The organism is Metasolibacillus fluoroglycofenilyticus (genome assembly GCF_003049645.1).
Taxonomy (GTDB): Bacteria; Bacillota; Bacilli; order Bacillales_A; family Planococcaceae; genus Metasolibacillus; species Metasolibacillus fluoroglycofenilyticus.
The window spans coordinates 231,059-245,981 of the sequence record NZ_PYWK01000001.1 but is presented as its reverse complement, the minus strand read 5'-3'; the positions used below and the strand labels follow the sequence as shown (position 1 = coordinate 245,981).

The window sequence follows — 14,923 nt, the reverse complement described above, 5'->3', positions numbered from 1 at the left end:
GATGGGACGTCCCGAAAGCAGTACTTTGCCTGCTTTCAGAACGTTTTATGAAAATGAATTCCTTTGTAAACCATCTTTAAAGGAGAGTAACGCTGCATTCGCTTGAATTGAAAATTAAAACAATAAATCTAGCGGCTTTCCTTTTATTAAAGTTAAGGCACCCTTTTCGCCGACCCAAGGCGCAAGTTTACCAAAACTAGCTTAGATTTATGATTTATTCTACGTTCTCCAATTTTAAGCCCTCAAACCATCCACCAATAATGGCGGCATGCTTTCCGCTGGCTCAATACCAAGCAAGTGACAGCAAAGCGGTGCTACTTGCAATTGTGACACGATACTATCCCGAATACCTGGCTTGACCGCATTTGAAATAACAAACATCGGTACATGTCGGTCTTCATCCGCTGTCCCACCATGATTACCATCACTCGTCATACCGTGATCCGCAGTAACAACCACCTCGTAGCCTTGCGCTAAACATTTAGGAATAAACAATGATAATAAATTATCAGTTGCTAGCACACGATTACGATACTGACTTGATTCTGCTGTATATTTATGCCCATCATCATCCACATTCATTGGATGAATATATAAGAAGTCAGGCTGTTTATGATCAAGCAGCCATGCCGCATCCGCAAATAAATGGCTATCTGGGTAATGATCCTCAAAATAAAACAGACCGTTATTAATCGGGAGCTCTTTATCTAGCTGGATACGGTCCTCCATATGAACAAACGGCGCTCGATTATACAGCTCACTCACCCAATAATACGCAGCAGCAGCTGTTGTTAAGCCATTTGCTTGCGCTACATGGAATAAGCTTGTCTGTGTTGATAAACGCACAATCATATTGCTCACTACCCCGTGCACAAGCGGTGGTGTAGCGGTTAAAATCGTTTCGTACAAAGGTCTTGATAATGCGGGCACTTCCGAACAAACTTTATAGCGCGCAGCCATCTTTTGTTCAACTAAATGATGCATAAAACCCATATGTGAACAAGCCGTATCAAAGCGCAGTGCGTCAACAACAATCAAAACGACTTTGTTATTTTGCATGAATTAACACCTGTTCTTGATATAATTGGGGAATTTGCTTCGTTGTCTCTTCCCATTGCTTTTGATTCTTTATTGTTTTAGTATTTTTATACATTTCAGCTGGTAATAATAATGCTTTTACTTCATCTGATAGTTTTACATTTTCACGAATCGGACGTGCATAGCCCTTTGCTAAATTTTCTTGTCCAGCATCCGATAAAATATATTCACGCGCAAGCATCGCAGCATGTGGATTTTTCGCATATTTATTAATAACCGTTGCATAACCAGATGTTACAGAAGACTCAGCCGGAATTACTATATCAAAGCGGCTTTCATCGATTTGGCTACGATAGCCTAGTGCATTGAAATCCCAAACAATCGCCACTTCGATTTCTCCCTTTTCTAAAGTTGCCACGTTTGGATCGCCACCTTGCAAACGATCCTCCTTCGCTAGCTCAGCAAAGAAATCAATACCTGGCTGAATATTTGATTCATCACCACCAAAAGCCATCGCTGCCGCTAAAATAGCAAAATGCGCTTGGTTCGCCGTTAATGCATCGCCAATACTTACTTTATAATCGCTATTCTTTAAATCTTCCCATGATTTAGGTGGGTTTTTAACATTGTTTTTATCTGTAATGAATGAAATTGTTCCCGTATACCCTACAACCCAGTGCCCCTCATCATCTTTTGCCCACCCCGGAATCTCATCCCAGTAAGATGTTTTGTATGGTAATGTTAAGCCCTTCTCTTTTGCAATCGGTCCGAAAGCAATACCTACATCTCCTATATCAGCTGTAGCATCATCCTTCTCAGCCTCAAACTTCGCTAACTCCTCTGCGCTCGACATATCTGTATCTGTATGCTTAATACCGTACTCAGTACCTAGCTCTTCCCATGTTTCCACCCAGTTTGCCCAAGTATCTGGCATCCCTACAGAATGAACCTCGCCTTCCTCTTTCGCCTTGTTAACAACTTCCTCTAGCGATAAATTACTATCCACTTCTTTATTTGCAGAAGATGAACCATCAGAACAAGCTGCTAACATCGCAATTGCTAAAGCCCCAACCAAGCCTTTTTTCCACCATTTTTGAATCGTCATCGAATTGGACCCTCCATTTGTTTCCCTTTATTTTTATTTGCTTACAATTGATATAGTACGAAACAAACATTAAGCAAGTATGGACGAACTAAAAAGGTTATGTAAAAAGTGTAAAGGGGGGGTAAAGGGTTGAGGATACTATTTGATATTTTAAGAAATAACTTAATAGCCTGATTTAGAAGGGTATTTGCTTATTAGAAGTAATTCTACTAAAATAGGTACAAACTATCGTCAATTTATACATATATTGAAAGTTAGGGTGTTGTAAATGAAGAAAACAATTCATGTAGTAGGAGCTATTATTGAAAATGAGCAGAAGGAGATTTTTTGTGCTTTACGCGGCAAACAAATGTCATTGCCTAACCTTTGGGAATTTCCGGGTGGAAAAATAGAAAAAAATGAAACACCTGAAGCAGCACTCCATAGGGAAATATTAGAGGAATTTAACTGCGAAATTATTGTAAAAGAAAAAGTAGAAGATACTACTTATGAATATGAAACATTTATTGTCCGCCTCGAAACATATATGGCGCAAATTGTTAAAGGTCATCCTCAAATTACTGAGCACGCTGACGTTAAATGGGTTAAGCGTGAAGATTTATATTTACTTGAATTTGCCCCGGCAGATATACCAGCAGTAGAGAAATTGGTATCCCAAACTAACTGTTAAAGGGTGATGTTAATGATGGAGCTACTTATAAAGAAGATGCAAAACTCCTTGCACAATGGATTTATTGATAAAAATATTCCTGTATCTAATCAATTCAAACCAAAGTTATTAATAAATAAACGTCATGAAAACGTCCTTGCAACTATCTCACAAGAGTTAAAATCCTGTAATTCTTTTATTTTTTCAGTCGCCTTTATTACAGAGGGTGGTTTAGCAACATTGAAATCTATCCTACAAGATATTCAGAAAAAAGGGATTAAAGGACGAATTTTGACATCTACTTTTTTAAACTTTAATCAACCTAAGATGTTTAAAGAACTATTAAAACTTGAAAATGTGGAAGTTCGATTATCCGATATTAAAGGATTTCACTCAAAAGGCTATATATTTGAACATACTAATTATTACTCCTTAATAGTCGGAAGCTCCAATTTAACTGATAGTGCTTTAAAAACAAATTTTGAGTGGAATATTTTCTTAACTTCTCTCGAAAATGGCGAGGTTATTCACCATTTTAAAAATCAGTTTGAGGACGCATGGGAAGCATCCGTTTCACTATCAAAGGAATGGATTATTCAATATGAAGAAATCTATAAAAATGAATATGAAAATTCAAACATAAAATCTTCAAATATAATCGAATTAGAATCTACATATTCTACTAATTCATTACAAAAGGCTCTATTAATTCAACCAAACAAAATGCAATCTGTCGCTCTTGAGCAATTAAAAAGTTTACGAGCAACAGGGGCACAAAAAGGATTAATAATTTCAGCTACTGGTACAGGAAAAACATATTTATCAGCTTTAGATGTGCGAAATTTTGCACCTAAGCGAATGTTGTTTGTTGTTCATCGTGAACAAATTTTAAATAAAGCAATGGAAGATTATAAAAAAATACTTGGTGGAAACGATGAAGATTATGGTATTTTATCTGGAAATTCAAAAGATATAAACGCTCGTTATTTGTTTGCCACAGTCTTTACTCTTTCTAAAAACACTTATTTAAACACATTTTCTCCTGAGCATTTTGATTATATTCTAATTGATGAGGTACATAGAGCTGGTGCAGATTCATATTTGAAAATAATAGAATATTTTAATCCAAGATTTTTACTAGGTATGACCGCCACGCCTGAGCGAACAGATAACTTTAATATCTATTCTTTATTTGATTATAATATTGCATATGAAATCCGACTACAGGCCGCACTTGAAGAAGATATGCTTTGTCCATTCCATTATTTCGGCGTAACAGATTATGAATATGATGGAGAAATTATCGATGATACGACATCATTAAGTCGTCTCATCGCTCCAGAAAGAGTACAGCATATTATCGAGAAAATAAATTACTATGGATATTCAGGTGAAAAGCTGCGCGGTCTTATTTTCTGTAGCTCCAAAGAGGAAGCTAGAGAGCTTTCCTATCTTTTAAATCGAGAGGGATTAAAAACACTCCATCTAACAGGGGACAATTCACAGTCAGAAAGAGAAGCAGCGGTTAAGCTTTTAGAGAAAGGAAAACTTGAATATATATTAACCATTGACATTTTTAATGAAGGAATTGACATTCCATTTATTAATCAAATTGTTATGCTACGTCAAACACAATCAAGCATTATTTTTATTCAACAGTTAGGTAGAGGCTTACGCAAGCATGATGATAAAAAGTATTTAACAGTTATAGACTTTATCGGTAACTATAAAAATAATTATCTCATTCCAATTGAATTGTCAGGTGACAATTCAATGAACAAGGATAATATTCGTCGCAAAACAGTTAATACAGATTATATTCAAGGTGTATCAACCGTTAATTTTGAAGAAGTTGCTAAAAAACGTATTTATGAAGCCATTAATAACACAAATTTATCAACTTTAAAAATTCTTCGTGATGCATATAATGAATTAAAAAACCGCATTAATCGTGTACCGATGCTTTACGATTTTATTGAACATAATTCTATAGACCCTGAAGTAATAATTCATTATGCTGGTAGTTACTACAATTTTTTATTAAAAATAAAGGAAGAGGTACAACCACTCTCTGAGTATGCTAATGCTGTTTTAACAATGATTTCGTCTGAATTTCTTAATGGAAAAAGAGTTCATGAATTACTACTACTAGAATTATTGTTGCAAAAAAGTGTTGTTACAAAAAAAGAATATATAGAAACATTAAAGCATCATGGCACATATATAAATAGCGAAACAATTACGTCTGTTGAAAATATGCTAACATTACAATTCCATACGAAAAATGACAAAAAAAAGTTTGGTTCAAATCCGTTAATTATAATTCAAGACGCAACATATAGCTTCAATGAGGAAATCCAAAACTATATGCAAAATGAACTTTTCAAAATATTTATTGGAGATATTTTAAAATGTGCTTTGTATAATAATCAAAAATATAATATCGAAAAACCCTTTACGTTATATGCAAAATACTCACGTCGTGACGTATGCCGTCTTTTAAATTGGAGTACGGATTCATCGTCAACTATTTATGGTTATCGCACAAAACATAATACAACACCACTTTTTGTCACCTATCATAAAAAAGATGATGTCATTTCCAGCCAAGCATATGGTGATGAATTTTTATCACCTGACGTCTTTAAATGGTATAGCCGAAGCCGCTTAAACTTAAATTCAAGTGAAGTTCAAACAATTTTATCTTCCGACAAAATAAACTCATCAATTTACTTATTTGTAAAAAAGGATGATGGTGAAGGAAGTGACTTTTACTATTTAGGTCAGCTTAAAGTTATTGATGGTAGTGCACAAAATGGAACGATGCCTGATGGTAAATCTGTAGTAACAATGAATTTTTTGTTAGAGCAACCCGTTCAATACGATATCTATCATTATTTAGTAGAAGAATGAACGAGTTAAACTAACTTTCATTTCTTAAAGAATGCAATGTAACACCAAACTAAAGCATAAAAGCAACAATTAACACATCAAATCCTGCTCTTCACACACCGCATAAATAAAAGCACCTGAAACACAAGTTTCCACTTGGATTTCTGGTGCTTTATTTTAATTTATACATCACTTGGATGTGTTCGTTTATATAGCAATTCTAGTCGTTTGGATAGCTTGCTGTAGGCAGTTTTCCAGGCTTTTCGTTTCTGTTCATCGCCATTTGCTGGTACATATAGTGCGTGTACATCTGCAACCTTTTTCAAGTCACTTTCTGCTTCTGTTAGCTTTTTGTAGTTTTTGATTGTTTTTTTGTCGCTGGCGTTTAAGCTATCGTAAATTGTGCGTAGCTCTTTTACTTTAGTCTCTAGATTGGCGATGTATTCGCCTTTGATAAGTAGCCCATCAATTGATTCGATTAATGTAACTGCGACCTCGGAGGATTGGAGCTCTTTTTCCTTGGTAATGATTGCTTGTCGAATTGCTGGACTCACTAGACTTGCTTGCTTCGTTGTGAGCTTTGAAAAAGCTTTAATGACAGTGCTCGGATTCGAAGCAAATGATTTTTCGTATTGTGCTATAAATGTTGTTGCTTTTTTAGCATCCGATACAGCTGTTTTTAAAATCGGATAGTTGGTTACTGTTTTTTTATCAGCAGCGCTTAATTTATTGTATTGTGTCGATAATTCATTGATTTTTTCAACTGATATGACATACATATCGTTTACTATTATTGCGGCAATGTCATTATTTAATTGCGCCAAGTTTGGTGCATTTTTATCAACTAAGCGATTTGCTAATAGGTCCTCATATTGCTGTTTTGCTAAATATTGTTGGTTAGCAGGGAGCTTGTCATATGCTTTTTGAACTGTCTCGATTTTTTTAGACTGCTTTTTCACGTCAGTTTCTTCTCTTGCAGCCTGCACCTTTTTGTGGAATGATTTGGCACCCGAAAGGTCCTTGCTAGCAGCCGTTAAAATAGAATAGTTTGTCACATACTTACGCGCACTTGAGGATAAGTTTTTATAAATCGTTGATGCTGAATTCACCGCATCTTCAAATGTTGCAAATGTGTAATTTTTAATATTTGCAAGCTTATCAATATCAGAAACGAGCTTGTCAGCTGCAGCCTTATCGGTAGGCTCTTGTTTACCTGGGTCAACAGATGCTGTTGGAGCATTTTTCAAAAATTCATCGGCATTATATACAAGTGATTGCTGTAAGCTTGTTAATTTATTATATGCCTTTAATGCACTCGTATAAGTCGATTGGAGCTTATTACTCGCCACACCTTTTGTTTCTGAAAGCTTTTGGTAGGCATCAATGCTTTGAATCACTTTCAGTGCTGTTTTCAAATCCTTTTGCAGCGTTACTAGCTGACTGTATCCGATAATTTGTGTAGCTGAATTTTTCGTTAATCCTTTATATTCAGCAACAAGGCGGTCAACATTGTTAACATGGCTTTGCCACGAAGTGCTTGAAGGATTTATTAGATAACGGCTACCAAGGTTTCCTACATAGTCTGCAATTTCACTATTTAATTGTGCAATTTGCTGCTCCTCTGCGCTTTCTGCATGCCATAACAAAGCCATCCATTCGTCTGTTACTAACTGTGCTTGCCTATATGTTAGCTTCTCATAGGCTGTGCGAATTGATTTTGCAGTCGTTACTTGCTTATTTGGCGTATCCTTTAATGATAATTTATCGAATGACTTTATAAATTGCTGCACTTTTTTAATATCCTGCTTTGCGTCTTGTAAAATGGCTTGGTTACGCACAGCAGCCTGTGCGTTTTGTGATAATGCAGCAATATCTTTATCAAGGGTATCAATCATCGCTTGCAAGCTCGTAACATCTGCCGCATTGTACTTTACGTAAGATGCTTCGTATACTAATAAGGCTTGGATTGCTTCATTAATTTTTCTTACTTCTTTAAATTCCTCGTTCGTACGGTTATCGAGTAAGTTTTTAATATCTGTATATAGAGCTTCTTGTGGATCAAGGCTTCGCTGTAATAAATCTAACTTATTGTAAGCTTCCTCAATATCTTGTATATATTTCGCCTTGTCTTTTTCTTCAATTTCATCTACTTTATTTACTTTTTCATATAGCTTCTCAATCGTCTCTACATCTGCTAATGCGCGTTTTAGCGCCGAATAGTTTGTTATATTCTCTTTTGCGGCTGCTGATAACGCTTGATATTTACTCTCTAAAGAAGTTACATCCGCTTTGAATGATGAGAGCGATGTAAAATTATATTTATAATCATTAACAAAAATCTCTTGGATTTCAGCAATCATTGAATCTACGGATTCATTGGAAATCGTTAGTGTGTTTGAAATATCAGACTCGATAACAGCGCTTCCTACCTTCGCCTTTACCCTAACGATAAGATGCTGTACATCTTTATCAAGTGCATCTTTTGCAATTGTATAGGTGCTGTTTGTTGCGCCATCAATAATCGTAAATGATTCTCCGACCTTGTAAAACCATTGATAGCTGTATGTAATTTGCCCACTTTCAAGCTTTGCTCCCATAGCATCTGTTACACTTGCCCCTGAAGCTTTTATCGTTTCGCCCGGTACAGCGTAATCATTTAGCCTCGGTGCTGTAATCTCTAGCTGCAGCTCATTAATTTTGACAGGTTCGCTTTTATATTTAATCCCCTCTGTTGTCGTCGCCTCTACAAAAATAGAGCGTCCAGCCGCCTCTACTGGTACTTTTAGTGCCGCTGTTGTGGCACCGATTATCGGCTTATATGTAGAGCCGCTTGAATTTTCACCAACCACACTTTCTGCATAATACCATTGGTAGCCCTTAACAATCGATTTGGCAGGTAGGTTTTCAATTGTCGCCTTCAATGTTGCATTAACAATTTTATCTCCTGTAAGCGATACAGTTTGTATTTCTTCACCATATGCAATAGTAGGTGCTATCATCACGATAGGCACTGCCCCCAAAGTAAAAAATAGTTTTTTATTCATTTTCCAACCTCCTCTACTTCATCATCTATATCGGGTAAATTCCTTTGCACTTTAATATTTTTCTAAAAAATAGGAATTTGAACACTCTTCACAACCTGCTTGATTGTCCCATAGCTTGGCGTTAATCCCCCGCATTAATAGCGGAAACTAACTCTAATCGATTCGCCCCATAGGCCTCAGTAATTTTTGCATCCTCTTCATTTAATACAATTGCTTCAATTTTACTCATTATTCCCCCCCTTTTCATCACTTTAGCGTAGTTGCTATGTGAAAACAGAATTTGAAGGGGACGTTAAAATAGTAAGAGGGTTCTTGAAGAACAGCAAAAACACTGAATTTGCAGCTTTTTTTGAATTTAAAATAAGCGTAAAGTGTATTTTTCACTGATGAGGAAAGCTTGGCTTTTGAGATAGCTTCAAAAGTAGTAACTATAGCATCGTTCAACACAATCATTCCATCCGCCCCTTTCTTAATCGGTTGTAAAATCCTAAAATACAGCTTTTTATATGCTAATTTTCAACACAAAAAAGGCGTCCGAAAGCTATTTTGGGACGCTTTTTTGTAATCGCGTATTGTACAAATTGGTTTTAGTGAATATTTAGTCTGTAAACGAAGGAGTTGTCCGAAAAGTCCATTTTGTTTTGACATCGCATTGAAATCAATGTATTCATCGCTTCACTTTTACTGAAGGAGTACACTGCTAAAGCCAATGTTCATCACAATTTTAAAAGAGGAATTTTCTGTTTATATGAATCAATATTTTATGAAACATCATCGCTACTGTCCAAAATGCCGGCTATGCACGGCTTTTTGGACAGCCTCCTTTATTGCTTAATTAGGGTGTATCTACCGGCTCCTTGCATAAGCCTTTGCTCATTTCACAATATTGAACGAAAACGCGTGCAAGCTCGCGAAGGCGATTGTGCACATCGTTATCAATAATATTATTGTCTGCATCAAAATGGTCTGCGTGTGTATAAACATAGTTCGGTGTCACTAGACATCGGAAATAATCTAAAATTGGCTTGAGCTGATTTTCGATTACTAAATGATGCTGATATGTGCCACCGTTAGCAATCATTGCGACTGGCTTGTAGCGCATTGCTTTTGGACTAATCATATCAAAAGCATTTTTCAATACGCCAGGGATAGATGCTTGGAAAATTGGAGATGCGATAACATAGCCATCTGCTTCCTCAAATTTCTTAATCATCATTTGCATATCCTCATTTAGAGGGCTACCATCTAAAATTTGGTGCTTTAAGTCTGAGAAATACAACAGCTCTAGCTTTAAGTCTTTGTTATATTCCTGAATATATTTTTCAACTTGTTGCAGAACGGCGCCTGTTTTGCGACCAAAGACTGTACCGTCAACGAGTAAAATTTTCATTTTCCAACCTCCGCTATTCCTTGTTAACAAATCGGTATTTACTACGTCACCTATTGTAGCAGATGCAAACGTTGTCGAACAGGGTACTGATTTGGAAAAACATAATTTCAGTCTTTTGGCGTATCCTGCTTCACCTTGTATTTTTCCATTTTAGATTTGTCGAATGTAAGCTCCTCATTTAATGGTTCTAGCTCATTCGATTTAAGCTTGTCCCAATTGAACACATCCTCACGCTTTATTTCTAGTTCCTTCTCTGGTTCAGGCATCACCATTTGTGCAAGCTCATTTGATGGGCAGATTGCTACTTTCGATTTTTTGCCCTGTAGTGCAATAACCATCATGGCAAGTGCTACCTGCTTTGCCGCAATAGAGCGATACTTCTTTAGAGGACCTATTAATATTGGATTTAGCACTGCTAATGCAGCTTCCCCTATTTTTTCACCTAGGCGAAACTCCGAGCGATTGCCTACTAACAGTGATGGACGGATAATTGAAAGTTGAGGTAACTCAATCTCTATTAGCTCTTTTTCCATTTTGCCCTTCACTCGATTATAGTATGCAAAGGATTTTTCATTCGCGCCCATTGCTGATATGACAAGCATATGTTGGATGCCACGATTTTTTGCAAGTGCTGCAATTTGTACAGGGTATTCAACATCAATCTTCTCAAATACTTCACGCGAGCCAGCTTTTTTTATCGTTGTGCCTAAGCAGCAAAAGATTTCATGCGCAAATTCCATATCACTTTCCGCAAGCTCTTCAAATGCGCGTACTTTCACAACTAATTTGGGGTGCGAGTAGTCTAACGCTCTACGCGCAATAACTGTCACCGCTACATATTCATCACTTTCACATAATTGTTTTACAAGCTCTGAGCCGACTAGTCCTGTCGCACCTACAACGATAGCTGAGCGCATCCCCATAAATTCTCCCCCTCTTTTTCTCCTATTCTTTTAATTTTCACACATACTTCAGGAAATTTCACCATATTTTATGTAGAAACGAGAAAGGATGGATAAGCTATGCAAAATGAACAACAAAAAAACATCGCCTTCATTTTAGAATATAGTGAGTGGAAAGGCTATTACCCATTTGAACGAGTAGCTATTATGCATGACTTGCTAGCAGCAGAGCATATTTCGATTTTTCTAAAGGGCAATGAAAGTCATCTTTTAGAGCTGTTAAATAGCTCCCCTACCATTTTTAAAAATTATAATGAGCTTGCAAATAAACTAGCACAGCAGCATTTTGATTTAATTATTTATGATGGCAATGATTCTACTGTAGAGCAGGTGCAGTTGCTTAAAGCCCATTGCCATACGCTTGTGCATTTTGATGATCGTGGCGAAGGAGCAGAGCTTGCTGACTGCCATATCGTTGCGTTGCGCGAGGAAACACAGGAGATGATTCCAGCCAATATGCTAGTTGGCAACTTTGCCTTTGCGACACCGAGTGAGCTATTACAAATCTCCTTTGAGGACAAGCTAAAAAATGACTTACCACATATCGTCATTGCATTTGAGGATGGCGATGAGAACAATTTGACTTATCGCACACTACGCCATTTAACACAGCTACACATTCCACTAAAAATTTCTGTCGCTATCGATGAAAACTACCGTCATTCCGTAGAAGATTTACAAATGATGGTACTGAGCCGTCGCCACACTTCCATTCACCAACATCCAAACGCACTTTTATCGCTACTTCCTACTGCGGATATTGTTGTTTGCAACGCTAATTACACACCTTATAAAGTTGCCACAATTGGCATTCCATGCATTACAGCGGCACAAAATGAACGCGAGCTATCGAATAACTTAAATCGCGAGCATAATGGCTTCGTTCATTTAGGTCTTGGACGCAAAATGAAGCAATCAACAATCCAAAACGCAGTGATGGAATTTGTCTTACATGAGGCACGATGTGAACGTGCAATTTATAAGCAGCGCACACTCGATTTACGCACAAGTAATGAAGCATTAAAGCAGCTTCTACTCGATTTAGCATACGCACGTCATGAAATTATCCACATTTGAGCATAGTGCTTTTTCTATGCTATAATTTACGATAGCAAATATTGAAGGTAGGTTAATATCCATGCTAACAAAAGCTCAAATACAGCAACAAATTGCCGAACTAAAAATGGATTATGTTAATTTACAAGGTGATATGGAGAAGCTTGAATCATTAGGTCATGAGGATTCCGTTAAACAAGCATTAACACGTCTAGAAAATATGGAAGCACGACTTGCAGAATTGAATAAGCAGCTCGCGGCGTTATAAAACCCGCGAGTTTTTTTCTTCATTCATATTATTAAAACTCACATTAACTATCGGGGGAAACGATATGGCAATACTAACAGTTGAAAACTTAGGTCATTCATTTGGTGACCGCACACTTTTTAAAGATGTATCATTCCGCATCGTAGAGGGCGACCACATTGGTCTTGTCGGTGCAAATGGTGTAGGTAAATCTACATTAATGGGCATCATTACAGGTCAGCAAATTCATGATACAGGAAAAGTAGAATGGTTGCCTGGCACACACTATGGCTACTTAGACCAGCATGCCGTATTAACGGCTGGACGCACAATGCGCGATGTACTGCAGGATGCTTTTTTACCACTTTATAAAAAAGAAGAAGAACTCAACGAAATCGCAGCTAAAATGGGCGAGGCTACGCCTGAGGAGCTAGAAAAATTATTAGAAGACATGGCAGAGGTCCAAGATGCGCTTGATGCAGGTGATTTTTATACATTAGATATGAAAGTGGAAGAGGTAGCTCGCGGACTTGGTCTAGATGCAATCGGCTTAGAGCGTGATGTTGCTGCACTTTCTGGTGGTCAACGCACAAAGGTGTTACTAGCAAAGCTACTTTTAGAAAAACCAAAAGTATTATTGCTAGACGAGCCGACAAACTATTTGGATGAAGAACATGTTTCTTGGCTGAAAAACTATTTAAAGAGCTATCCATATGCCTTTTTATTAATTTCACATGATACAGAGTTTATGAACGAGGTTGTCGATGTTATTTTCCATTTAGAATTTTCAAAAATGAATCGCTATACAGCAACCTATGAGAAGTTTTTAGAGCTTGCTGAAATTAATAAGCGGCAGCATATTGAAGCGTATGAAAAGCAGCAAGAATTCATTAAAAAACAAGAGGATTTTATCGCTAAAAACAAGGCACGCTACTCAACAACTGGTCGTGCAAAATCGCGTGCCAAGCAGCTTGATCGCCTTGAGCGCATCGACCGTCCTGAAACGGCAGTGAAGCCGGAATTCGGCTTTAAGGAGGCACGTTCCTCTAGCCGTTATGTAGTAGAAGCAGAAAGCTTACTAATCGGCTATGACAAGCCGTTACTACCGCCACTCACATTCCAGATTGAGCGCGGGGAAAAAATTGCGCTTGTTGGAATGAACGGTGTCGGAAAATCTACTCTATTAAAAACGATGCTAGGTAAAATTAATCCACTTGGCGGTAAAGTTATTCGTGGTGACTATTTATACCCTTCCTACTTTGAGCAGGAGGTAAAGGCTGAAAAAATAACACCCATTGACGATGTGTGGAATGCCTTTCCATCAATGGAGCAAGCACAAGTACGTGCAGCTCTTGCCCGCGCAGGCTTAAAAACAGAGCATATTACACGCCCACTTAACTCATTATCAGGGGGCGAGCAAGCAAAGGTTCGCCTTTGCAAGCTGATGATGAACGAAGCCAACTGGTTAATCTTTGACGAGCCAACGAATCATTTAGATGTAGATGCTAAAGAGGAATTAAAGCGTGCAATGAAGGAATTCAAAGGCACAATCGTTCTCGTATCACATGAGCCAGATTTTTATGAAGGTCTTGCCACAAAAGTTTGGAATGTACAGGACTGGTTTACAACAGGCCGTACAATTGAATTAGAAGAAGAATAAGACAAGCTAAGGCGTCCGAAAAGCAATGCCTTTCGGACGTTTCATTTTTTATTAAAAAGCTGTAAACAGTGAATCTAGCACCATGCTTTTGAATTTATATTGAACTATATTGATAAACGCCTCTACACACCCCCTTTTCCCATATCCTCTCTTATTTTTTCATATTCTATGAAACTTTTTTATCTTTTTGACGTATATATTAGTAACAAAGCGGGTATACATTAATTAGGTAATCAACTAAATCAAAGGCATATATTCTACCATTGCGGAATATACAAATAAACAGCCGCTTTTCTCAAAATTTTTCCTTGCTTACTCGGAGAGAATTTGAATAAAAGTTAGCTGTGACGTAATTTAAAAAAATAAAAAAAATTATTGCATTACAATTAACTTAGTTGTAAGATATAAATATAAGTAATTACCTTACAAGTAAGTTACCAATGTAAAGGAAGAGAGGAATTCATTATGTCAGTAACAATTTACACGCAATCAAGCTGTTCCTCATCACGAAAAGCACTTAAATGGTTAAACGAAAACAATATTTCATATAATGAGAAACGCATCACTTCTCAGCCGCTAACATTAGCTGAGTTTAAAAATATTTTAAGTATGACTGAAGATGGCACAGATGAAATTATTGCAACAAACTCGAACGATTTCAAAAATCTTGATATTGATATCGAGCAACTTTCAATTCAGGAGCTCTATGCATTAATTCAAAAATACCCACGTATGCTGCGTAGTCCTATTTTACTCGATGAAAAACGCATTCAAGTTGGTTATAATGAAATGGATATTCGTCGCTTCATCCCACGTAAAGTACGTGCGTTTGAGCTGAATGCTTTGCAAAAATTGGCGGTTGAATAAGTCGCCTTTTTTT

Annotated in this window: 11 protein-coding genes and 1 pseudogene; 6 read left to right on the top strand and 6 right to left on the bottom strand. The window is 37.0% G+C overall.

Annotated elements, in window-relative coordinates; genetic code table 11:
• Positions 1-234: 234 nt before the first annotated feature.
• Entirely contained in the window at positions 235-1,059 is an 825-nt protein-coding gene (locus C9J36_RS01110) for an alkaline phosphatase family protein (protein ID WP_107941973.1), read from the bottom strand.
• Positions 1,049-2,143, bottom strand: coding sequence for an ABC transporter substrate-binding protein (locus C9J36_RS01105; protein ID WP_107941972.1), 1,095 nt, complete (start codon positions 2,141-2,143; stop codon positions 1,049-1,051). Before C9J36_RS01105 ends, C9J36_RS01110 begins: the two co-directional genes overlap by 11 nt.
• A gap of 268 nt (positions 2,144-2,411) precedes the next feature.
• On the opposite strand from C9J36_RS01105, the gene C9J36_RS01100 reads away from it, so the two are divergent.
• Positions 2,412-2,813, top strand: a complete 402-nt coding sequence (locus C9J36_RS01100; RefSeq protein ID WP_107941971.1) for a (deoxy)nucleoside triphosphate pyrophosphohydrolase — start codon at positions 2,412-2,414, stop codon at positions 2,811-2,813.
• Between the two features lie 15 nt (positions 2,814-2,828).
• Positions 2,829-5,705: a DEAD/DEAH box helicase gene (locus C9J36_RS01095; protein WP_107943053.1), complete on the top strand. Its 2,877-nt coding sequence runs from the start codon at positions 2,829-2,831 to the stop codon at positions 5,703-5,705.
• Between the two features lie 161 nt (positions 5,706-5,866).
• Here C9J36_RS01095 and C9J36_RS01090 read toward each other — a convergent pair whose 3' ends face one another.
• The 4 genes and pseudogenes from C9J36_RS01090 to C9J36_RS01075 all read right to left on the bottom strand — a co-directional run bounded on the left by C9J36_RS01090 (position 5,867) and on the right by C9J36_RS01075 (position 11,041).
• Complete coding sequence (locus tag C9J36_RS01090) at positions 5,867-8,728, bottom strand: hypothetical protein (protein ID WP_107941970.1); 2,862 nt, start codon at positions 8,726-8,728, stop codon at positions 5,867-5,869.
• A gap of 68 nt (positions 8,729-8,796) precedes the next feature.
• A pseudogene (locus tag C9J36_RS17445) lies at positions 8,797-8,957 on the bottom strand (copper homeostasis protein CutC); the annotation flags it as partial.
• Positions 8,958-9,563: 606 nt separating this feature from the next.
• Positions 9,564-10,118 (bottom strand): NADPH-dependent FMN reductase, encoded by a 555-nt coding sequence (locus C9J36_RS01080; protein WP_066167966.1) that lies wholly within the window; start codon positions 10,116-10,118, stop codon positions 9,564-9,566.
• A 107-nt stretch (positions 10,119-10,225) separates the two neighbouring features.
• Positions 10,226-11,041 carry an NAD(P)H-binding protein gene (locus C9J36_RS01075; RefSeq protein ID WP_107941968.1) on the bottom strand — a complete coding sequence of 272 codons (816 nt, stop codon included), beginning with the start codon at positions 11,039-11,041 and terminating at the stop codon, positions 10,226-10,228.
• Positions 11,042-11,140: 99 nt separating this feature from the next.
• On the opposite strand from C9J36_RS01075, the gene C9J36_RS01070 reads away from it, so the two are divergent.
• The 4 genes from C9J36_RS01070 to spx all read left to right on the top strand — a co-directional run bounded on the left by C9J36_RS01070 (position 11,141) and on the right by spx (position 14,910).
• Positions 11,141-12,157, top strand: coding sequence for a CMP-N-acetylneuraminic acid synthetase (locus tag C9J36_RS01070; protein ID WP_107941967.1), 1,017 nt, complete (start codon positions 11,141-11,143; stop codon positions 12,155-12,157).
• 61 nt (positions 12,158-12,218) lie between these two features.
• Positions 12,219-12,404, top strand: coding sequence for an SE1832 family protein (locus C9J36_RS01065; RefSeq protein WP_066167958.1), 186 nt, complete (start codon positions 12,219-12,221; stop codon positions 12,402-12,404).
• Positions 12,405-12,468: 64 nt separating this feature from the next.
• Entirely contained in the window at positions 12,469-14,043 is a 1,575-nt protein-coding gene (locus tag C9J36_RS01060) for an ABC-F family ATP-binding cassette domain-containing protein (RefSeq protein ID WP_107941966.1), read from the top strand.
• A 465-nt stretch (positions 14,044-14,508) separates the two neighbouring features.
• The gene (gene spx, locus C9J36_RS01055) at positions 14,509-14,910 is read left to right on the top strand and encodes a transcriptional regulator Spx (protein WP_066167952.1); all 402 of its coding nucleotides are present in this window, start codon (positions 14,509-14,511) and stop codon (positions 14,908-14,910) included.
• Positions 14,911-14,923 lie beyond the last annotated feature (13 nt).